Source organism: Myceligenerans salitolerans (assembly GCF_017349295.1).
In the GTDB taxonomy this organism is placed as follows: Bacteria; Actinomycetota; Actinomycetes; order Actinomycetales; family Cellulomonadaceae; genus Myceligenerans; species Myceligenerans salitolerans.
Genome location: NZ_JAFMPK010000041.1, coordinates 15,112 through 33,961, shown reverse-complemented (window position 1 = coordinate 33,961; position 18,850 = coordinate 15,112). Strand labels below are relative to the sequence as shown.

General features: G+C 72.5%; 15 protein-coding genes and 2 tRNA genes. 9 read left to right on the top strand and 8 right to left on the bottom strand.

The genetic code is table 11. The annotated features are described in order from the left end of the window. Nucleotides 1-56 precede the first annotated feature (56 nt). Together J0911_RS21080 and J0911_RS10170 are read left to right on the top strand one after the other, a co-directional pair. Entirely contained in the window at nt 57-1,013 is a 957-nt protein-coding gene (locus J0911_RS21080; RefSeq protein WP_207275356.1) for a L,D-transpeptidase, read from the top strand. Nucleotides 1,014-1,047: 34 nt separating this feature from the next. Then, nucleotides 1,048-1,123 (top strand) — tRNA-Arg (locus J0911_RS10170). 82 nt (nt 1,124-1,205) lie between these two features. Here J0911_RS10170 and J0911_RS10165 read toward each other — a convergent pair. Further along, nucleotides 1,206-1,796, bottom strand: coding sequence for a hypothetical protein (locus J0911_RS10165; protein WP_207275355.1), 591 nt, complete (start codon nt 1,794-1,796; stop codon nt 1,206-1,208). A 238-nt stretch (nt 1,797-2,034) separates the two neighbouring features. Between J0911_RS10165 and J0911_RS10160 the strand changes: the two genes are divergently transcribed. Both J0911_RS10160 and J0911_RS10155 read left to right on the top strand, forming a co-directional pair. Continuing rightward, the gene (locus J0911_RS10160) at nt 2,035-6,048 is read left to right on the top strand and encodes a PDDEXK-like endonuclease domain-containing protein (RefSeq protein ID WP_207275354.1); all 4,014 of its coding nucleotides are present in this window, start codon (nt 2,035-2,037) and stop codon (nt 6,046-6,048) included. A gap of 120 nt (nt 6,049-6,168) precedes the next feature. Further along, the gene (locus tag J0911_RS10155) at nt 6,169-6,321 is read left to right on the top strand and encodes a hypothetical protein (RefSeq protein WP_207275353.1); all 153 of its coding nucleotides are present in this window, start codon (nt 6,169-6,171) and stop codon (nt 6,319-6,321) included. A 12-nt stretch (nt 6,322-6,333) separates the two neighbouring features. Here J0911_RS10155 and mscL read toward each other — a convergent pair whose 3' ends face one another. From mscL to J0911_RS10140, 3 genes are all read right to left on the bottom strand, one after another. Beyond that, complete coding sequence (mscL, locus tag J0911_RS10150) at nt 6,334-6,747, bottom strand: large conductance mechanosensitive channel protein MscL (protein WP_207275352.1); 414 nt, start codon at nt 6,745-6,747, stop codon at nt 6,334-6,336. Nucleotides 6,748-6,902: 155 nt separating this feature from the next. Next, nucleotides 6,903-7,751: a Flp pilus assembly protein CpaB gene (gene cpaB / locus J0911_RS10145; protein WP_207275351.1), complete on the bottom strand. Its 849-nt coding sequence runs from the start codon at nt 7,749-7,751 to the stop codon at nt 6,903-6,905. A gap of 119 nt (nt 7,752-7,870) precedes the next feature. Further along, nucleotides 7,871-8,215: an FmdB family zinc ribbon protein gene (locus J0911_RS10140; protein WP_207275350.1), complete on the bottom strand. Its 345-nt coding sequence runs from the start codon at nt 8,213-8,215 to the stop codon at nt 7,871-7,873. Between the two features lie 149 nt (nt 8,216-8,364). On the opposite strand from J0911_RS10140, the gene J0911_RS10135 reads away from it, so the two are divergent. Beyond that, the gene (locus J0911_RS10135; RefSeq protein ID WP_372434864.1) at nt 8,365-11,196 is read left to right on the top strand and encodes a penicillin acylase family protein; all 2,832 of its coding nucleotides are present in this window, start codon (nt 8,365-8,367) and stop codon (nt 11,194-11,196) included. On the opposite strand, the gene J0911_RS10130 is transcribed toward J0911_RS10135, so the two are convergent. Continuing rightward, complete coding sequence (locus tag J0911_RS10130) at nt 11,186-11,833, bottom strand: 5-formyltetrahydrofolate cyclo-ligase (RefSeq protein WP_242636554.1); 648 nt, start codon at nt 11,831-11,833, stop codon at nt 11,186-11,188. The two genes, J0911_RS10135 and J0911_RS10130, sit on opposite strands and share 11 nt — an antisense overlap. Before the next feature lie 138 nt (nt 11,834-11,971). Between J0911_RS10130 and J0911_RS10125 the strand changes: the two genes are divergently transcribed. Continuing rightward, a complete protein-coding gene (locus J0911_RS10125) occupies nt 11,972-12,628 on the top strand; it encodes a GNAT family N-acetyltransferase (RefSeq protein WP_207275349.1) in 657 nt (218 codons plus the stop codon). A 47-nt stretch (nt 12,629-12,675) separates the two neighbouring features. Here the strand turns inward: J0911_RS10125 and J0911_RS10120 are convergent, their stop codons facing one another. Next, on the bottom strand, nt 12,676-13,227 hold the full coding sequence (locus tag J0911_RS10120; RefSeq protein ID WP_242636553.1) for a MarR family winged helix-turn-helix transcriptional regulator: 552 nt from the start codon (nt 13,225-13,227) through the stop codon (nt 12,676-12,678). 129 nt (nt 13,228-13,356) lie between these two features. On the opposite strand from J0911_RS10120, the gene J0911_RS10115 reads away from it, so the two are divergent. From J0911_RS10115 to J0911_RS10105, 3 genes are all read left to right on the top strand, one after another. Continuing rightward, complete coding sequence (locus tag J0911_RS10115; protein ID WP_207275348.1) at nt 13,357-15,648, top strand: LLM class flavin-dependent oxidoreductase; 2,292 nt, start codon at nt 13,357-13,359, stop codon at nt 15,646-15,648. A gap of 240 nt (nt 15,649-15,888) precedes the next feature. Further along, nucleotides 15,889-17,127: a hypothetical protein gene (locus tag J0911_RS10110; RefSeq protein ID WP_207275347.1), complete on the top strand. Its 1,239-nt coding sequence runs from the start codon at nt 15,889-15,891 to the stop codon at nt 17,125-17,127. Between the two features lie 172 nt (nt 17,128-17,299). Beyond that, nucleotides 17,300-17,372, top strand: a tRNA-Ala gene (locus J0911_RS10105). A 61-nt stretch (nt 17,373-17,433) separates the two neighbouring features. Here J0911_RS10105 and J0911_RS10100 read toward each other — a convergent pair. Together J0911_RS10100 and J0911_RS10095 are read right to left on the bottom strand one after the other, a co-directional pair. Beyond that, entirely contained in the window at nt 17,434-18,513 is a 1,080-nt protein-coding gene (locus J0911_RS10100) for a tyrosine-type recombinase/integrase (protein ID WP_207275346.1), read from the bottom strand. Beyond that, nucleotides 18,513-18,758, bottom strand: a complete 246-nt coding sequence (locus tag J0911_RS10095; protein WP_207275345.1) for a helix-turn-helix transcriptional regulator — start codon at nt 18,756-18,758, stop codon at nt 18,513-18,515. Before J0911_RS10095 ends, J0911_RS10100 begins: the two co-directional genes overlap by 1 nt. Nucleotides 18,759-18,850 lie beyond the last annotated feature (92 nt).

Genomic DNA, 18,850 nt, shown 5'->3' with positions numbered 1-18,850 from the left:
TCGAGGCCGAGCGGCCGATCCTCCGGCACAATGAGTCGCGGATGGAGGTGACGGGGGTGAACGCTTCCGAGAGACCGCCGGGCACCGGTCTGCTCGCCGGGTCGGACGCACGTTCCGGGACCACGCTGAGCCGGGGCTGGATCGTGGCGCTCGTCGGCGGGGTCGTCGCACTGCTCCTCATCGCCGTGGTCGGAGCGGCGACCGTGCTTCGTGACGACCCGACCGCACGATGGGCGGCCGAGGCGGCACCGCCGGCCACCGAGAGCCCCGTGCCGAGTTCGTCACCGCCCCCCTCTCCCACGCCGAGCCCGACCCCTGCCGAGTTCGACCTGTCGTCGCTCGAGGTCCCGACCATCGAGTCCGTCATGCCGCGGATGCCCCGCTCGAAGGCGGCCACGCTCGACGACCTGCCCGGCGCGGTCGCCGTCCCGAGACAGGAACGCACGCCCGTGTGGGCCGAGCCCGATGTCTCGGCCATGCCGCGCCTCGCACTGGCCGACAGGCAGTACGACTACGACGCCCGCTGGCTCGTCCTGAAGGACCGCGGGGACTGGATCAAGGTGCTCCTGCCCTACGGCCGCGGTGCGCTCCCGTCCTCGGACCCGGGGGCCGTGAACGGAGCGGCCGGCTGGGTGCAGAAGAAGTCCGTGCTGCTCGAACGGGAGGACCGCTCGATCGTCGTGGACCTCTCCGACCGCACCGTCGTGGTCGACGACGGCGCGAACCGCGTCACCGTTCCCGCCGGCGTCGGCGCCCCGAGCACGCCGACGCCGCAGGGCGTGGCGCAGGTCATGACCGTCACCATGGCGTCCAACACGGGGCTGAGCCTGTTCCTGTCGGCGCAGTCCGAGACGCTGGACACCTTCGCCGGGGTCGACTACGCCGCGACCGCGCTGCACGTCGGTGTCGGCCAGGGGCAGGAGATCAGCAACGGGTGCGTCCGGCTCACGCCCGCCGGGTTCGACGCGGTCAAGGACCTCCCCGCAGGCGTGCCGGTCGTCGTCCGGGCGTGAACGCGAGCGCATTCACGCTAGGCTGTGTGCCCGAGCGCCTGTAGCTCAGTGGATAGAGCACCGCTCTCCTAAAGCGGGTGTCGTTGGTTCGAATCCAATCAGGCGCACCATCCCCAGGACGCGGTGGGCCGCGGCGCGGCCCCTGTCCGGCGGAGCCGCTCCCTCGTGAAGCTGCTCATCCCGCGGAGCCGCTCATCCCGCGGTGTCGACCAAGTGCCGGGTGAGGTGTCGCACCAGGTCCACCGCTGCCTCCGGATCGGTCGACTCGGCGGCGACCCCCCAGCACTCCCCGAACGAAGCGGCGCCGTCGGTTCCTCCCGCCGACGGCCCCGTGGCGCCGTGCGCCGGGGCCTTCGGCGCGCAGACCAGCTCGCCGCCGACGGTGAACGTCTCGACGAGCGCCGGGTCGACGTGCTCGGCACCGGGCAGGTCGCCGCCGTACGGGCGCAGGAATCCTCGGGTGGCGTACGCCGTGAGCTCCTCGGCGTCGAGCGCGAACACGTCCGGCGGATTGCCGCCCGCGAACTGCTGGGACAGCTGCCGGGGCATGTCGGCCGCGACGCGCACGGTCGCCCTTTGTCCCGACTCCGCGGACCAGGCCCGCACGGCCGCGCGCACCGACCTCGTCTCGCCGCCGTCGCCCGGCCCGACGAGCACACGGAGCCCGTCGTTCCCGTGCCTGGCCGGGCCGTCGAGCCCGGGCCCCCACGCGGCGGCGGAGAGCACCAGCGCACTCACCGACACGGCTACAGAAATGCGAATGCGAAGGATCTTCCGATCCATGATCACGGTCCCCTTTTCTGTGGCGCGGAACTGTCCGCACATTCGCCAGTGTCGGTCGCGGGAGCCGTGAGCGCATGTGATGTGCCAGAACCCCCTGAGAGCCGCAAAGCGGACATGGTCGGCGGGGAAGTGCCGTGGTGTCGCCGAGTCCGGACCATGCCCGCCCCGGTGCGACGGTCGGCGTGCCGGTCGGTGTGTCGCCCCGGACCCGGGGCCCCGAGACGGTTAGTTTGCTGGGGTGAGAGCCGCACGACGCCAGACCGCAGCCGCCCCGGACCCGGGGGCGGACCACGAGCTGTCCGGCCAGATCACGGCGGCACTGGCCGAGGACGTCACGGAACCGGCCGATGAACTCGCCGCGGCCGAGCTGCCTCCGCCCGGCGGCGCGGCCACCGGGGCAGGCGCCCACGACGCGGAGAACGTTTCGCCCGAACTCGCCGAGGCGATCGCGGGCTGGCGTGCCGGACTCGTGGAACTGGCCGGCGGTTCCTCCCTCGCCGACATCGGCCTCCTCGGCGAGGCGGTCATCGACCTGTCCGCCGCACACCCGTCGGGCGTCGCGCAGCTCTTCGCAGGCCGTCCCACCCGCTTGTCCAACCTGGTCCGCGAGGTCGGCGCCCTGCCCGCGGCACGCCGTCGGGCACAGGCCGTGGCGGCGAGGTCCGCCGAGCACGCGCAACGCTACGGAGTCGCCCCCACCTACCTCGCCATCGGCGTCGCGACCTGGACCGAACGATCGGCTCCCGGCCGCACCGACGACGACATGGAAGCACTCGCGCGGGTCACCGGCCGCGCCGAGAATCCCTGGGAACACGTGGCGGACGCCGAGCCGGACGAGGCGTCACCGGCAGCGCCCACCCCGGACACGCCGTCGGGCACCGACGCCCCGGCACCCCGCGCGGTACGCGCACCCGTGCTGCTCCGGCCGGTCACCCTGACACCTCGCGGTGACAGCGAGGCCGACTACGACATCACGCTCGAGGCCTCGGCCGAGATCAACCCCGTGGTCGCCCGGACCCTGCGCGCCCACGGGGCCCTGCTCGACCCGGCGGCGCTCGCCAAGGCGGCGTTCACCATCGCGGGCTTCGACCCCACCGACGTCCTGCACCGCGTCGCGTCACTCGGTGCCGCGGTGCTGGGCGACTTCGAACTCGACCAGCGCGTCCTGGTCGGCACGTTCGTGCACCCCGGCCAGGTGCTCGTCGACGACCTCGACGAGCTCACGCCGTCGCTCGGACGTCACGAGGTGGTGGCGGCCGCCGGTGGCGTCGACGAGGCGATCGGCACGTTGCGGGCCCTCGACCTTCCCGAGCCGCGCGTGGGCGACGCCAACCCGGCACGAGAACGCGGCGTCGGGGACCTCGACCCCCGGCAGCGGCACGTCGTGGACGCCCTGGCCACCGGCAACCACCTGTTCGTGGACGCGCCCGTGGGCTCCGACGTCGCCGGGACGCTGGCCGCCGTGGTCGCGGAGGCCAACGCCTCGGGCAGGTCCGTCCTCTACGTCCCCGGGCACCGCCGCGCCGCCGACGCACTCATCGCGCGCCTGGAGTCGCTCGGGCTCGACGGGCTGCTGCTCGACGTCGCGCCGACCCCCTCCTGGCGGCAGATCGTCTCCCACCGGCTCCTGAGCGCGATGACCGCAGGGACCGGTGCCGTCGACACCGACGCCATCGCCCGCGTGCGCGACGCGCTCATCGGCGCTCGCTCCCAGCTCGCCGGATACATCGACGCCCTGCACGAGCCGCGCGGCCCGCAGCGGATCAGCGCCTACGACGCGCTCCAGGCCCTCGCGCGGCTCACGTCCCAGAAGCCGGCGCCTTCCACGACGGTGCGGCTCCCGCCGGACACCGTCCTCGGCCTGACCGAGGACAAGCGCGCCGAGCACGCCCGCGACCTGGCCCGGGCCGCCGAGCTGGGCGCCTTCTCCCTGAAGTCGTCCACCTCGCCGTGGTTCGGCGCGCAGATCACCACCGACCGGGCGGCGCGGGACGCGCTCACCCGCGTCCGGCGGCTGCACGACGAGACCCTGCCGCGCCTGCGCGAGCAGATCGACTACGTCGTCCAGGTCACCGGACTCGTGCCGGCCACCTGCCTCGCGCAGTGGGCGGAACAGCTCGCGATGCTCGCCGGGATGCGTGGCACGCTCGACGTCTTCCAGCCGATGGTGTTCGAACGGACGGTCGAGGACCTCGTCCACGCGACCGCCTCCGGCCGCTGGCGGGCCGAGCACGGGATCGAACTGGGCTGGCTGGAGCGCCGGCGTCTGAGGAAGCGCGCCCGCGGCATGGTACGTCCCGGGGTCCGCCTGTCGGACATGCACGAAGCTCTCCTCGAGGTGGCCGAACAGCGCGAGATCTGGCAGGAACAGTGCCCGCGCGGCGGCTGGCCCACCCTCCCCGAGGGACTCGCGTCCATCGAGGAGACGTACGAGGCCGTCCGGATCGACGTCGAGGCGCTCGAACCGGCCCTCGCCACGTCCTACGCCGGAGGCGGTCTCGCCGGCCTCGACCTCGACGCCCTGCTGCAACGGCTCGACGCACTCGCCGGTGACGCGGACGCCCTGACCACCCTTCCCGAACGCACCGCGATCCTGCTGCACGCGCGGGGCGCCGGTCTGGGTGACCTCGTCGACGACCTCGCCGTGCGACGCGTCGAGCCGGCCCAGGTGGGTGCGGAGCTCGACCTGGCATGGTGGAGCTCCGTGTTCGAGGAGATCCTCGCCTCCGAGCCGGCGCTCGCCGAACAGGACGGCGCCGGTCTCGACGCACTCGCCGGACGGTTCCGCGAGCTGGATCTGCGGCATGTGGACGCACTGCCCGGGCCGGTACGCGTGGCCGTGCGGGCGCACCTCGGCAGCGCCATGCGCGAGGAACGTGACGACGCCGAGGCGCTCTACACCGAACTCGTCGAGGGAAAGCTCACGTCCGTTCGCGACATGGTCGCGAACCACGGTGCCGTGGCTCGCCGGCTGCGCCCCACGATGATCTCCACGCCCACGCTCGTGCCGCACCTCCTGCCGCCGGAGCGCTGCGCCGACCTCGTCGTGCTCGACGCCGTGCAGCACGTGCCGCTCGAGGTGGTGGTCCCCGCGATCGCGCGCGGGCGTCAGGTGATGGTCGTGGGGGATCCTCGATCGGCGTCGGGAACGGCGGTCCGGGAGCTGTCGGACCTGCTGCCCGCCGTCTCGCTCACGTCGGAGCCCAGCAGGCGCGACCCCGCGCTGACCACGCTGCTCGCGGAGCACGGGTACGACGGCGTGCTCCGCCCGGCGCCCGTGCCGCGCACCGAGGCGCTGGTTCGGCACTGGCTCGTGGACGGCACGGGGATGCCGGACCCGGTGTCGGGCGCCGTCGAGTCGACCCGTGCCGAGGTGGACCGCGTGGTGGAGCTCGCGATCGACCACGCCATGACACGCCCGGAGGAGACGTTCGGGATCGTCACGGTGACGGCGGCGCACGCCGACCGCATCCGCGAGGCACTCCTGGCCGAGGTGCGGTCCAACCCCGCCCTCGCCCCGTTCTTCTCCGGAAAGCGGCCGGAGCCCGTGGTGGTGGCGGATGTGTCCGGCGTCGCGGGCCTGCAGCGCGACACGATCGTGCTGACCCTCGGGTTCGGGCGCACCCCGCACGGCCGCGTGCTGCACCGGTTCGGCGCGCTCGGTGAGGCCGGCGGCGACGGGATGCTGCTGGGCGCGCTCGGTGCGACACGCAAGCGGCTGCACGTGGTCTCCTGCTTCGGGGCGGACGACATCGACCCGGAGCGGCTGCGCGGACCCGGTCCGAAGCTCTTGCGCGAGGTGCTCGCCTTCGCGGCCTCGCGGGACGGCCAGGCCGACGACGTCGAGCTCGGCAACGGGGTGGACGTCGCCCGTGAACCCGACCGGCTGGTGGGGGATCTCGGCGAGCGGCTGTGGAAGGCCGGGCTCGTCGTGGAGACCGACTACGGGATCGGGGACGGGGAGCGGATCCCGCTGGCCGTGGGGCATCCCGACCTCCCGGGCGAGCTGCTGGTCGCCGTGCTCACCGACGACGCCGCCTACGTGGCCGAGCCCTCGATCCGCGTGCGGGACCGGCAACTGGCCAACCGGCTGGAGAAGCTCGGGTGGGTCGTCGCGCAGGTGTGGTCGGCCGCCGCCTTCCTGGATCCGGACGCGGAGGCGGAACGCGTCCGGCGGGTCGTGCTGAGGGTTCGGGACGCACGAGTCGGAGCGGGTGGCGTGGTCACGGTGCCGCACGTGGTCGAGGGGTGAACCCCGCGCGCCGGGCCCGGGTGGGAGGATGGGGGTGTGGGTGAGGACCAGACTTCCGGGCGCGACAGGGACAACGGTTCGGCGCCGCCTTCGCCGCGGCGGAAGGGGCCGCGGCGGGCCGTGCGGCGAGGGACCGAGCGGGAGGCGGTGGCCGGGGTCAGCGCGGACGAGCGCGCGGACGGCTGGAGTGAGGGCGACGGCGAGCCGGCCGAGCGCGGCGCGCACGGCAGCAACGACGAACGGCTGTTGCGGGACGTGCCGCCCCACTGGTGACGGCGAGCCGCCTCAGCGCGTGGTGGCCTGGGCGCGGAGAAGGTCGCGGATCTCGGTGAGGAGCTCGACGTCCTTCTCCAGGGTCTCCTCGAGTTCCTCCTCCGTCGTCCTGCGCAGCTCCATCAGCTTCTTGACCGGGGTCACCACGAAGAAGTAGAGCGCGGCCGCGACGATGACGAAGTTGATCAGGGACTGCAGGAACAGGCCGATCGGGAAGAGGGTCTCCTCGCCCTGCCAGTTCGTGACGGAGAAGCCCGCGCTCGAGACGTCGGGCGAGCCGAAGAGCCACGCGATCAGCGGGTTCAGCACGCCGTCCATGAGGCCCGTGACGACACCGGTGAACGCCGCGCCGATGATCACCGCGACGGCGAGATCGACGACGTTGCCCCGGGTGATGAAGTCCTTGAAACCGTTGAGCGTGCGCATGCGAGGAGGTCCTTGGGGTCGTTCCGGATGTCTGCCGACTCCGGCGGGCACCGGCGGCTCGGGGCTCCGGCGTTGCGGGCCCGCAGGAAATTCTGGGGGCGAATCCCTCGCGGCGCATCTCGGAACCGGCGAACGCGACGCTTCGCTCAGGTCGATCAAGGTACGAGAACGGCCGATACGGCCCCCATTCCGGCTACGGCGGACAGATCTGGTGCCTCGTCGGGCGCCACGGCGACGAGGGTGACGGGCGCCGGGTCGGCCCCACCGCCGAGCAGACCGGCCGCGTCGGCCTCCGGTGCGCGGTGGGTGGGCGTCGGGAGCACCAGTGCTCGCCGGGCGAGCGAGGACGTCGTGGTCCCGGGCCGGCTCGCCGAGGGATGGCCTGGTCCGGGGGCGAGCAGATCTACCCGGTCGCCGGGGCGGAGAAGCGCAGCCACGCCGTCGTCGGCGAGTGTCACCGGAACCACCACCGTGCCATGGGGCGCGGAGGCGAGGACGCCGCCGTCGGACACGACGCCGGGATACAAGGCCAGGCCGGCGGGGAGCGGGACGACCGCCGTGAGCCCGGCGGCTTCCTGCGGGCCGCGTAGCGCGGCGGGAGGGGCGATGTCTTCCGCGATCTCGCGCACGGCCAGGTCGTCACCGGTGAGCCGGGTTCCGGCGGCCACGGCGCGTGCGGTGACGAGGACGGGCGTCGACGGCGGCGGTGCCGGCCGTAGCGCCTGCACCGCACTCATGGCGGCGAGCCCGCAGCAGAGGGCCGCCAGCAGGACGCGGTGACGCCACACGAGGCGCCGGGCGCGCCGGGCGAGCCGGAGCGCGGCGCGGGCCTCGGGGGCACCGCGCCGGGACGTGACGGGCCCGTCAGGAGCGCCGCCAGGGGACGTGGCGCGAGCGCCGGGGGCGCCGCCACGGGGCGTGGCGCGGGCGCCGGGGGTGCCGCCCGGGAAGGCGGCACGGGGACCGGCGACGTCCCGCCGCAGGAGTCCGTCGGGAAAGATCATGCCCCGACGCTAGGCAGGCGTTCCCCAGGGCGCCGGACGCCGCGAGCGGAGCTGTGCACAACAGGCGGAAGGCGCTCCCTGTGGTCCGTGTCGGCGCCCGGCCTCGGAACGGAAGGCCCTCAGGCCGAGGCGGCCTTCGTGCCGGCCGAACTGCTCGACGAGGAACCGCTCGACGACGAGCCGGCGGAGCCCGACGAGCCCGCGGACGTCGAGCCGCTCGACGAGGAGCCGCTGGAACCGGAGCCGCTCGACGAACCGTTGGACGACGACGTGCCGGCCTTCGACGAACCGCGCGAGTCGTTGCGGTAGAAGCCGGATCCCTTGAAGGTGACGCCGATGGAGCCGAACACCTTGCGCAGGCGGCCGGAGCACTCGGGGCAGGCCGTGAGCGCATCGTCGGTGAACGCCTGGTGGATGTCGAAGGCGTGGTCGCACTCGGTGCACCGGTACGCGTACGTGGGCACGGGATCTCCTCTGGCACTCAGGGGTTGAGAGTGCCAATCATAACGCCGTCGGCCCCGATAACCTTCCGCCCGCGCGGTAGGTGGACCGTTGCCGCGGCGCCACCCGTACCGGTTCGGGAGCGTCAGCGAGTACCGGTAGTCTCACCTGCGTGTCAGCGCCAACGTCCAACGAGACCGTCACACCTGACGCGACCGAGGCCGCCGAGCCTACGCGTCGCGCGATGAGCCGCCTCCGCAAGCTGGCGATCGGGATCGCCGTCGTCGTCGTGCTCGTGCTGGCAGCGGTGACCACGTTCGGCTGGGCGGTCGGGCGCCGTGCGCTGCCCGCCACCTCCGGCGAGGTGCAGGTCGAAGGGCTGGCGGCGGACGTCCGCGTGCTCCGGGACGAGCAGGGCGTCCCGCACATCTACGCCGACGAGGCCACGGACCTCTTCCGCGCGCAGGGCTACGTGCACGCGCAGGACCGCTTCTTCGAGATGGACTTCCGGCGGCACGTCACGGCCGGCCGGCTCGCCGAACTGGTCGGTGAGAACGAGTCGGCGATCTCGGCGGACAAGCTGATCCGTACCTTCGGCTGGCGCCAGGTCGCCGAACAGGAGCTGGACCTGGCCAGCCCAAGGACGCAGGAGTACCTGCGCGCCTACGCGGACGGAGTCAACGCGTACATCGCGGATCGGTCCCCCTCGGAGCTGGGCGTGGAGTACACCGTGCTCGGTGCGACGGTCGAGCTGGAGAACCCCGAGCCGTGGGATCCCGTGGACTCGCTCGCCTGGCTCAAGGCGATGGCATGGGACCTGCGATCGAACTACAACGACGAGCTCGACCGCGCTCTGGCGTACAGCACCCTGGAAGATCCGAGCCAGGTGGCGCAGCTGTTCCCCGACTACGGCACCGCGGGCAACCGGCCGATCCTCACGGAGTCGGCCGCGGGGTCCGGTGCGGGATCCGGTGAGTCCGCCGGCACCGAAGGAACCGGGGAAACCGGCACCGAAGGCACGGGTACCGGGGAAACCGGCACGGAGGGCACGGCTGCCGAGGGGACCGGAACGGAAGGAACCGGCACTGAAGGCACGGGCACCGAAGGCACCGGCACCGACGGCGCGGAGGGCTCCGGTTCGCAGGGCGCGCCGTCGGCCACCTTCGACGGGGCGCTGGCCGACAAGGGCCTGCGCGAGGCCCTGACGGCGACGCGGGACGCCCTCGCCGCCGTCCCGGAGCAGATCGCGAGCGGCGACGAGGGGACCGGTTCGAACTCGTGGGTGGTCTCCGGCCAGTACACCGAGACCGGACAGCCGATGCTCGCCAACGACCCGCACCTCAGCCTGCAGGCCCCGGGAATCTGGCACCAGGTCGGCCTGCACTGCAACACCGTCTCGGACAGCTGCCCCTTCGACACGGCAGGGTTCGGCTTCTCGGGCTTCCCGGGGGTGGTGATCGGGCACAACGCGGACATCGCCTGGGGCCTCACGAACATGGGCGCGGACGTCACGGACTTCTTCATCGAGCGCGTCCGCGGTGACACCTACAAGCGCGGCGACCAGTGGGTCGACCTGGAGCAGCGCGAGGAGACCATCCGGGTCAACGGCGGCTCGCCCGTCGACCTCACGATCCGCAGCACCGTGCACGGCCCCTTGATCTCCGACGTGCTCGACGACGACAAGGCGGGCGCGGCGAGCATGGACGCCCTGGTCCACTCGCCCACCGCGGAGGGCACCGAACTCGGCGACTACGCCATCTCGCTGCAGTGGACGGCCCTCGAGCCCGGTCGTACCGCGGACGCCGTCTTCGCCTTCGACACCGCGCGGAACGCCGAGGACATCCGTCAGGCGGCGGCCCTGTTCGACGTGCCGGCGCAGAACATCGTGTACGCCACCACGGACGGGCACATCGGCTACCAGGCGCCGGGTCGCATCCCCGTGCGCGCGCAGGTGCCGGGCCCCGTCAGTTCCGACGGCTCGTGGCCTCGCCCCGGCTGGGACGCGCGGTACGACTGGACCGGCTACGTGAAGCCGGAGAACATGCCCCGTGCGCAGGACCCGGGCGAGGGATTCATCGTGGCGGCCAACCAGGCGGTACTGCCCGGCGGCTCCGGTCCGTACCTCGCCCGGGACTGGGACTACGGCTTCCGCTCCCAGCGGATCCGGACCCTCCTGACGGAGCAGATCGACTCCGGTCGCCTGTTCAGCGCCGAGGACATGTCCGCCATCCAGAACGACGACTGGAGCCCGTTCGCGGACCTGCTGGTGCCCGTGCTGCTGGAGATCGAGCTCGAGGACGACTACGACTCGGACGGCCAGCGGCTGCTGCGCGACTGGGACCACACCATGGACAAGGACTCCGCCGCGGCCGCCTACTTCGCGGCCGTCTGGCAGAACCTGCTGCGGGCGACCTTCCAGGACGAACTGCCGGAGAGCATGTGGCCCGAGGGCGGGGACCGCTGGCTCGCCGTCGTGCAGGGCATGCTCGACGACGAGAACAACGCCTTCTGGGACGACAAGACGACGGTCTCGGTACGTGAGAGCCGTGACGAGATCCTCACCCAGGCGCTGAAGAGCGCGCGGCAGGACATGACCGTCGAGCTCAGCAAGGACCCGGGGGACTGGTCCTGGGGCATGCTGCACCAGCTGGAGCTGGAGCACGCGGCCCTCGGCGGGGAGGGCGTCCCGTCACTGGTGCGTGCCTACATGAACCCGGCGCCGCAGCCCGTGTCCGGCGGCACCTCGATCGTCAACGCGACCTCGTGGGACGCGTCGTCGGGCAGCTTCAACGTGACGGCCGGACCGTCGATGCGGATGGTGGTGGACCTGGCCGACCTCGACGCGTCGACCTGGGTGACCGTGACGGGTGTGTCCGGCCACCCCGCGTCGAACCACTACGACGACCAGCTGGAGGAGTGGGCTGGCGGCGAGACGTTCGCGTGGCCGTTCAGCCGCGAGGCGGTCGAGGCCGTCACGGAGGAGGAGCTGACGCTCAGGCCGTGAGCCAGCGCCAGTCCGCGGTGGTCGCCACGGCGTGGACCGGGCGGTCGTGCTTCTCGAAGGGCAGCGGGCGCTCCGCGGCGTCGTACACCTCTTCCGGGAACACGATCGCCACCACCTTCGCGTCCGGGCGGGCGTGCGTGAGCACGCGGTCGTACCAGCCACCGCCCTGCCCGAGCCGGACACCGCGGGTGTCGACGGCGAGGGCGGGCGCGACCACGACGTCGGCGAGCTTGAGGGCGTCCTGACCCAGGGTCTGACCGCCGGGCTCCGGCGGCCGGCCGGGCGCGCGTTCGAGAAGGTCGTCGGGCCCGGCGTAGTCCGCCCAGTCACGCGCCAGCCCGGTCCCGAGCACGGGAAGCAGGACACGCGCCCCGCGGCTCGCCAGGAGTTCCATCAGCGTGCCCGTGGCAGGCTCCGCGGCACGCGCGGCGTACATGCCGACGACGGCGGCGTCGCGGACCTCCGGGATCGACGAGACGACATCGGCGATCGCCGACTCGGCCAGCGCGCGCTGTTTCGGGCTTCGCTCGTTGCGCTGCTTGCGGATCGCGCGCCGCAGCACCTCCTTGGCGTCCTCTGGTTCCATCCCGGCCTGGACCGGGTAAGGCTGTGATGTCGGAATCTGGGCGCCCTTCATGGCGCTATTGTTCCAGGATTCGCGGATGCCCCCGTGAAGTGGGCTTCGGCAGGTCAGCGGCCGCCGGTCGTGATAGACCTCTGCAGGCAGGCACGGCGGCGCCCGGTTGGCGGGCGTATCTGGGGGTGCAAGGAACGAATGTCGGAGTCGACGGGGCTCGTCGTGAAGGGATGGACCGTGTCCAAGCCATGGCCGGTGACACTGCGGGAGGACACCCCGGGCGGTGTGGTCGTGCTGCGCCCCCTGCGGCGACGTGACGGCAAGGCGTGGTCGCAGCTGCGTGCCGACAACGCCGCGTGGCTCGAGCGGTGGGAGGCGACGTCGCCTGTGACCGGCGAGAACCGGATGGCGGTGGCGTCGTTCCACGAGTACGTGCGCACGCTGTCCAACCAGGCGCGGTCGGGCAGCCTGCTCCCGTTCGGCGTGGAACTGGACGGTGAGCTGGTCGGTCAGCTCACCGTGGCGTCGATCACCTACGGGTCGTTGTGTTCCGCGAGCATCGGCTACTGGGTGTCCGAGCACGTCGCCGGGCGCGGCGTGACGCCGACGGGCGTCGCGATGGCGACGGACTACTGCTGGTTCGTGCTGGGGCTGCACCGCATCGAGATCAACATCCGGCCCGAGAACAAGCCGAGCCTTCGGGTGGTGGAGAAGCTCGGATTCCGTGACGAGGGGGTACGCGAGCGCTTCCTGCACATCCAGGGCGACTGGCGTGACCACCGCACGTTCGCCCTGACCGCGGAGGAGATGCCGGGCGGGCTGCTCGCCCGCTGGCAGCAGACCCGCCAGAGGTAGGGCGGGAGACGGCGGCGCAGGGCGGGAGACGGCGCCGCAGGGCGGCGTCAGCGCCCTTCGACGGACGTGACCGCGCGGGCGACCACCCCACAGGGGTCCTCGTCCTCGGTGGCCCCTTGGGCGGCACGTTCCAGGAGGTCGCGGAACCGCATCCGGTCCTCGGGCGGCAGGCCGGCCAGAAGGTCCTCCTCGGCGCCGGCGACACGGACGTCGACGTCGGCCAGCATCTCGCGGCCGCGCGTGGTGGCCACGATCCGGCGGGCCCGGCGGTCCGCGGGGTCCTGTTGCCGTTCGACGAAGCCGCACTCGACGTACTTGTCGATGAGGTAGGTCATGACCGTCCGGTCGATCCCCAGGCGCGCGGCGAGCGACGCCTGGGTGGGCGGCGCGTCGTGCACGACGACGCGAAGCACCTGGTAACCCCGCATGCCGTGAGGAAGATCGGCGGTCGCGGCCTCGACGAGGGTGCTCCACTCGCGCAGCAGGGCGACCAGGGACCAGCTCAGGCCCAGCCCAGGAACGGCCACCCTCGGCTCGGAGGGCCGGGGAGCGTCGGCGGCCGACTTGCGGACGGCGTCCGCACGGGTGGACATGGACATGTGGCCATCCTACCGGAATCGGTTGCGCCCAAGACGAGTTGTCACTGATATCGTCTGTCACACAGATGATCTTCGTCCGATCGCATCCGGGCCGGACGACCCACCGAGAGAATCGCAGGGCACACCACCATGACGGACTACGGACACGAGCTGCAGTTCGGAACCTTCCTCACCCCGAGCAACGCGGACCCCCAGGTGCCGGTCCAGCTCGCGCGGCTCACCGAACGGGCCGGGCTGGACCTGGCCACGTTCCAGGACCACCCGTACCAGCCGGCCTTCCTCGACACCTGGACACTGCTCACCTGGGTGGCCGCCGCCACCGAGCGGATCACGGTGTCGGGCAACGTGCTCAACCTGCCGTTGCGCCCGCCCGCCGTGCTGGCCCGTTCCGCGGCGAGCCTCGACCTGTTGTCCGGCGGCCGCTTCGCGATGGGGCTGGGGGCCGGCGGGTTCTGGGACCCGATCGTGGCGATGGGCGGACCGCGCCGTTCACCGGGCGAGTCGGTGGAAGCCCTCGAAGAGGCGCTGCGGATCATGCGCGGCATCTGGGACGCCGACGAGCGCGCTCCGCTGCGGGTGCCGGGCGATCACTACCGTGTCGCGGGTGCCAAGCGCGGCCCCGCGCCCGCGCACGACATCCCCGTGTGGCTCGGCGCCTACAAGCCGCGCATGCTGCGCCTGATCGGCCGCGAGGCGGACGGCTGGCTGCCGTCGCTGCCCTACCTCAAGGACGGTGACCTGCCGCGCGGCAACGCCGTCATCGACGAGGCGGCCACCGGGGCGGGACGGGACCCGGCGGAGATCCGCCGCCTGCTCAACCTCGGCGGCACGGTCCAGGCCACGAGCTCCGGGTTCCTCCAGGGCCCGGTGGAGCAGTGGGTGGAGGAACTCACCCGGTTGGCACTGGAGGACGGTATCGGGACGTTCATCCTCAGCGGCGACGACCCCCGGCTGATCGAGACCTTCGGCGGTGAGATCGCGCCTGCCGTCCGCGAGGCCGTCGCCGGCGCCCGGCGAGCCGGCGGCACGACGCCGGCGTCGGCACGCCGCGGCGCGAAGGCGCTGGCAGCACGCCGCGACGGGATCGACTACGGCTCCCTGCCCACCGAACTGGCCGAACGGGCGGTCGAGCCCGGCGACCGTGAGTACGAGTCGGTCCGGCACAACTACCTGCGCGCCGGTGCGCCCGGAATCGTGCTGCGCCCGCGGGACGCCGGCGAGATCGTCTCCGCCCTCGACTGGTCGCGTGGCCAGCAGGTGCCCTTCGCCGTACGGTCCGCCGGCCACGGCATCTCCGGCCGGTCGACGAACGACGGGGGCATCGTCCTGGACCTGGGAGCCCTGCGCACCGTCGAGGTGGTCGACGAGGCGACGCGCCGCGTCCGGATCGGCGCGGGAGCGACCTGGGGCGAGGTCGCCGAGACCCTGGCGCCGCGCCGCTGGGCGATCACGTCCGGCGACTACGGTGGGGTCGGTGTCGGCGGCCTCGGCACCACCGGCGGCATCGGGTTCCTGGGCCGGCTGCAAGGGCTCACCATCGACCGTGTCGTGGCCGCAGAGGTGGTGACGGCGTCGGGCCTGGTGCTGCGCACCTCCGCCGAGGAGAACCCGGACCTTTTCTGGGCGTTGCGCGGTGCGGGCGGCAACATGGGGGTGGTGACCTGGTTGGAGATCGAGGCCGGGGAGGTGGGTGACGTCGTGTTCTCCCAGATGATGCTCGACGCGACGGACACGGCCGGGCTGCTCGAGAAGTGGGGTGCGGCCGTGGAGGAGGCGCCGCGCGGGCTGACGTCGTTCATGATCCTGGCCCCCGCTCGGCGCGACCAGGGACCGGTCGCGCAGCTCATGACCATGTACGCGGCCGAGGGGGCGGATGCCGACCCGGACGCCGCGATCGCCGCTCTGGAGACGCTCGCCGACGCCGGCCCGCTGCTCGGCCACCAGGCCCAGCTCCTGCCCTACTCGGCCGTCGTCTCGCGGCAGTCGCGGCACCACTCCGGTGGCGGCAGCCCGGCGTCCCGGTCTGGCCTGCTCACGCACCTCGACCAGGATGCCGGCCGCGCGGTCGAGCGTCTCGTCGCGTCGGGAGCCTCCTACTTCACGCAGCTGCGCGCGACCGGCGGCGCGGCGCACGACGTCGATCCCGGTGCCACGGCCTACGCCCACCGGCACCAGAACTTCGTGGTCGCGGGCATGTCGTCCACCCAGCAGCGGATCAACGAGGTCTGGGACGCCGAGATCGCCCCGGTCCAGGACGGCTCGTACCTGTCGTTCGACACCGACACCCGGCCGGAGCGTCTGCTCGAGGCGTTCCCGGAGCCGACGCTCTCCCGCCTGCGCGAGATCAAGGCCGACCACGACCCGACGAACATGTTCCGGTCGAACTTCCCCATCCCGCCGGCCGAACTCCTGGCGGCGTGATCGCCGGAGGCTGTGAGAAGGCGTGTCGCCGCGGGGTGGCCCGGCGGTGCGGCGGCCGGACGGAGTGCGAAATTGGCTCGCCCCGCGGCGTCGTCGTCGGACATGGTGGAGAGCCGCACGCATCATGACCGATCCGTAGGGCATATCGGGCACTACCCGTTGCCCGGGCGTGTCGCCGGGCGACGTGCCTTGACAACCCCCTAACGTCGTGTCGTGGAATCGGCCGCAGGGGTGACAGTCGTGGCACTGTTCGTCCTGTGGCTGGGGTACTGGGCGCCGCACCTGATCCGGCACCGTGCACAGCTCGCGGAGGCACGGGTCGGCGACCGGTTCTCCGGCGGACTGCGTGTCGTCGCCGTGAGCGGCAGCACCGTTTTCCGCACCGGGCAGACCGGACCAAGTCGAGGAGGAGCCATGACGACCGGGACTGGTGGTTCGCGCCTGACCGGTGCGCGCCCGGCTCCGCTCGTGCGCAACCCGGACGAGGTCGAGACCCCGGCGCAGCGCCGAGCCCTGGCCGAGCAGCGTGCCCGCCGGGCCGTTCGTGCCCGACGACGCTTCGTGCTGACCTTGTCCCTGCTCCTGGCGTCTCTCGCCGCCTGGGCCTGTGTCGTGGCGGTGCCGCTCCACTGGGGCGTCGGTGCGGCCCCGACCGCCCTGCTGCTCGGCGCGCTGGCACTCGGCCGGCGGGCGGCCGTGCGCGCGCGTCGCACGGAGGACGCGATCGACGCTGCGCGGCGGGCCGCCCGGCAGCGGGCCACCCAGGCGCGGGCGCTGGCGAACGGCGGGCCGTACGCGCCGCGCAACCGCCTTCGGGTCGAGGCCACCGACGAGGTGGTGCGCACCACGAAGAAGGGCGGCGTACTCGACGAACTGCTCACCGTGCCCGAACCGGAACGCGCGAGGATCGTGGACGAGAGCGGGGCGCCTGCCGCGGAGGCCCCGGACGGCGATGCCGAGGGCGAGGAGAGCGAGGGTGTTGGCGGCGGTGCCTGGGATCCCGTCCCGGTACCGCTGCCCACCTACGTGACCAAGCCGGCAGCGCCGCGACCGACGGCCCGGCTTGCTGCACCGCGAGCGGCGGAGGGCACCGGCACCGACGACGCGTCCCAGGACGGCGTTGCGCGGGCCGGTGCGAACCGGGCCGGCGACTCCCGTCAGGGGAGGGCCGACGACTCCTCGGCCCGGCTGGCGGCCGCGATGCGGGCGTCGGCCGGGAAGCCTGCGGCTCCCGAGGAACGGCCCGCCGGCGAGACGGCCGGAGGCGGCAAACCGGCAGGTGAGTGGCCTGCCGAGCGGGTTCGCGCCGACGGTGACACGGCCGACGAGTCGGGAACGGAGCGTGCGCCCGCACCGTCGTCCGGCGCGGCGATGCACCCCGACGAGGAAGAGCTGATGCGGCCCACCCCGCGGGTGCGGGACGAGACGCTCGCGCAGCCGCTCGATCAGATCCTGGCGCGCCGCCGCGCGGCGGGATGATCGCCGGGCTGTTCGGGCCCGCCGTGTGACGGATCCCCGGGCCGCCGCGCGGCGGGCCGTTCGGCCGCGGGACAGACGGCCGAACGGCCCGTGGCCTGGCCTTGTGTGGCGCGTACCACCCGCTTTGATTTGCGGACGGGGCACGGTGCAGTGCTAATCTGTTCCAGCACTCGGGGCTATGGCGCAGTTGGTAGCGCGTCTCGTTCGCAATGAGAAGGTCGGGGGTTCGAATCCCCCTAGCTCCACCCGAGAAAAACCCCCTCTGACCAGGCCGAATGGCTCGCGTCAGAGGGGGTTTTCGCTTGTTCAGGAGTCGGTGCCCGTGGTTTGTGCCCCCCCGGTGCCCCCCGGGTCGCTGTTGAGGCGGTCGAGCCCGGCGCGGTGGGCGCCGGTGCCGAGGAAATGTAGGTACCGGTTCGTGGTCGCGATGGACTCGTGGCCGCACCATGCCTGGACGGTTCCCGGGTCCACGCCGCGAGCTAGCCAGAGGCATGCGGCGGTGTGGCGGAGGTCGTGCAGGCGTCGGCCCTGGCCGGTCTTGGCCCAGTCGAGCCACCGGAGCGAGGTGGAGCGCCAGACCTGTGAGCCGCCCGCCGTGGTGAACAGCAGGTCACTCGCGGCCTTGCCGTGCGTGAACTCACGCACGATCGGCAGGACTCGATCGGCCAGTGGGACGCGCCGCATGGATCGGCCCTTGGTCGCCTTCACCTTGACGCCCTCGGGCTGGTTGCGGCGGACCATCAGGCCCGGGGTGGGTACCTCCATGAAGTTCGCGACCTGCATCGCGCGGACCTCGCCCCAGCGGAGCCCCGTCCAGCCCATGACGAGCAGGATGTTCGCCAGGTGCTCATCTTTCATCTTCCACATGAGATAAGCGGCCTCCAGGGCGGTCTCAGTGAACGGGTCCATCTCGTCTACCTCGTCGGAGCCCTTGGGCACTTTGACGCCCGTGACTGGGTTGGACGCGATCAGTTTCTCGCGCACGCACCACGAGAAGAACACCGACAGGCTTGCCCGGTAGCGCACCACGGAGGACTCGGCCAGCCCCTTGCGTAGCAGCGTCTCGAACGAGCGCGCGACCTCGCGATCCGAGATTGACGACAGGTGGACGTTCTGCATGCTGGGAGGCATCAGGCGAGCGAGGTCGGCGTCAGCGGTGTAGGTCTTGTCCGCGACGGTGGTCTTGCGGATCGTCAGCCAGCGGTCGAGGGCGACGCGGACGCGCTCCTTGCCCGCCCGGGGGTCCAGGCCGCCCGCGAGGGCGGCCTGTTCCCGGCGAAGCCAGTCCTTGGCCTCGGTCTTGGTGTCGAAGACCTTGGACGCGACGTCGATCCGCCCGTCCTTGAGCTTGGCGCGCCAGCGCTTGCCGTGCTTGATGACGCTCATCAGGCGGCCACCTCGTCCAGCCAGGCGAGCAGGTCGGAGCGGCGGTAGCGCGGGAGGGTGGGGGACAGCCAGGTCACGCGGGGTCCCTTCTTGGCCAGGCGCCAGCGGCAGACGGTGGAGGCGGCGACCTTGAGCCACGTGGCGACTTCCTCGGTGGTCAGGTACTCGTCGGGCATGGCGGCTCCGTTCGTCGTGTCGTCGGTCCGGCGGTTCCGCGCAGTGCGGATGTCGGTCGGCGTGCTCATCGCGGGGTGTCTCCTTGCGCGGTCGGGCGGGGTAAGTGTCAGAAGTGTCAAAGTGTCAGCGGGCATACGTCACCGCAGGTCAGCGCGTGTTT

Excerpts from the sequence above, each read along its gene's own strand:
- J0911_RS10095 (WP_207275345.1), bottom strand. The coding sequence starts at position 18,758 with ATGAGCACGCCGACCGACATCCGCACTGCGCGGAACCGCCGGACCGAC.
- cpaB (WP_207275351.1), bottom strand. The coding sequence starts at position 7,751 with ATGATCTTTCCCGACGGACTCCTGCGGCGGGACGTCGCCGGTCCCCGT.
- J0911_RS10115 (WP_207275348.1), top strand. The coding sequence starts at position 13,357 with ATGACGGACTACGGACACGAGCTGCAGTTCGGAACCTTCCTCACCCCG.
- J0911_RS10120 (WP_242636553.1), bottom strand. The coding sequence starts at position 13,227 with ATGTCCATGTCCACCCGTGCGGACGCCGTCCGCAAGTCGGCCGCCGAC.
- J0911_RS10130 (WP_242636554.1), bottom strand. The coding sequence starts at position 11,833 with ATGAAGGGCGCCCAGATTCCGACATCACAGCCTTACCCGGTCCAGGCC.
- J0911_RS10125 (WP_207275349.1), top strand. The coding sequence starts at position 11,972 with ATGTCGGAGTCGACGGGGCTCGTCGTGAAGGGATGGACCGTGTCCAAG.
- J0911_RS10100 (WP_207275346.1), bottom strand. The coding sequence starts at position 18,513 with ATGAGCGTCATCAAGCACGGCAAGCGCTGGCGCGCCAAGCTCAAGGAC.
- J0911_RS10165 (WP_207275355.1), bottom strand. The coding sequence starts at position 1,796 with ATGGATCGGAAGATCCTTCGCATTCGCATTTCTGTAGCCGTGTCGGTG.
- mscL (WP_207275352.1), bottom strand. The coding sequence starts at position 6,747 with ATGCGCACGCTCAACGGTTTCAAGGACTTCATCACCCGGGGCAACGTC.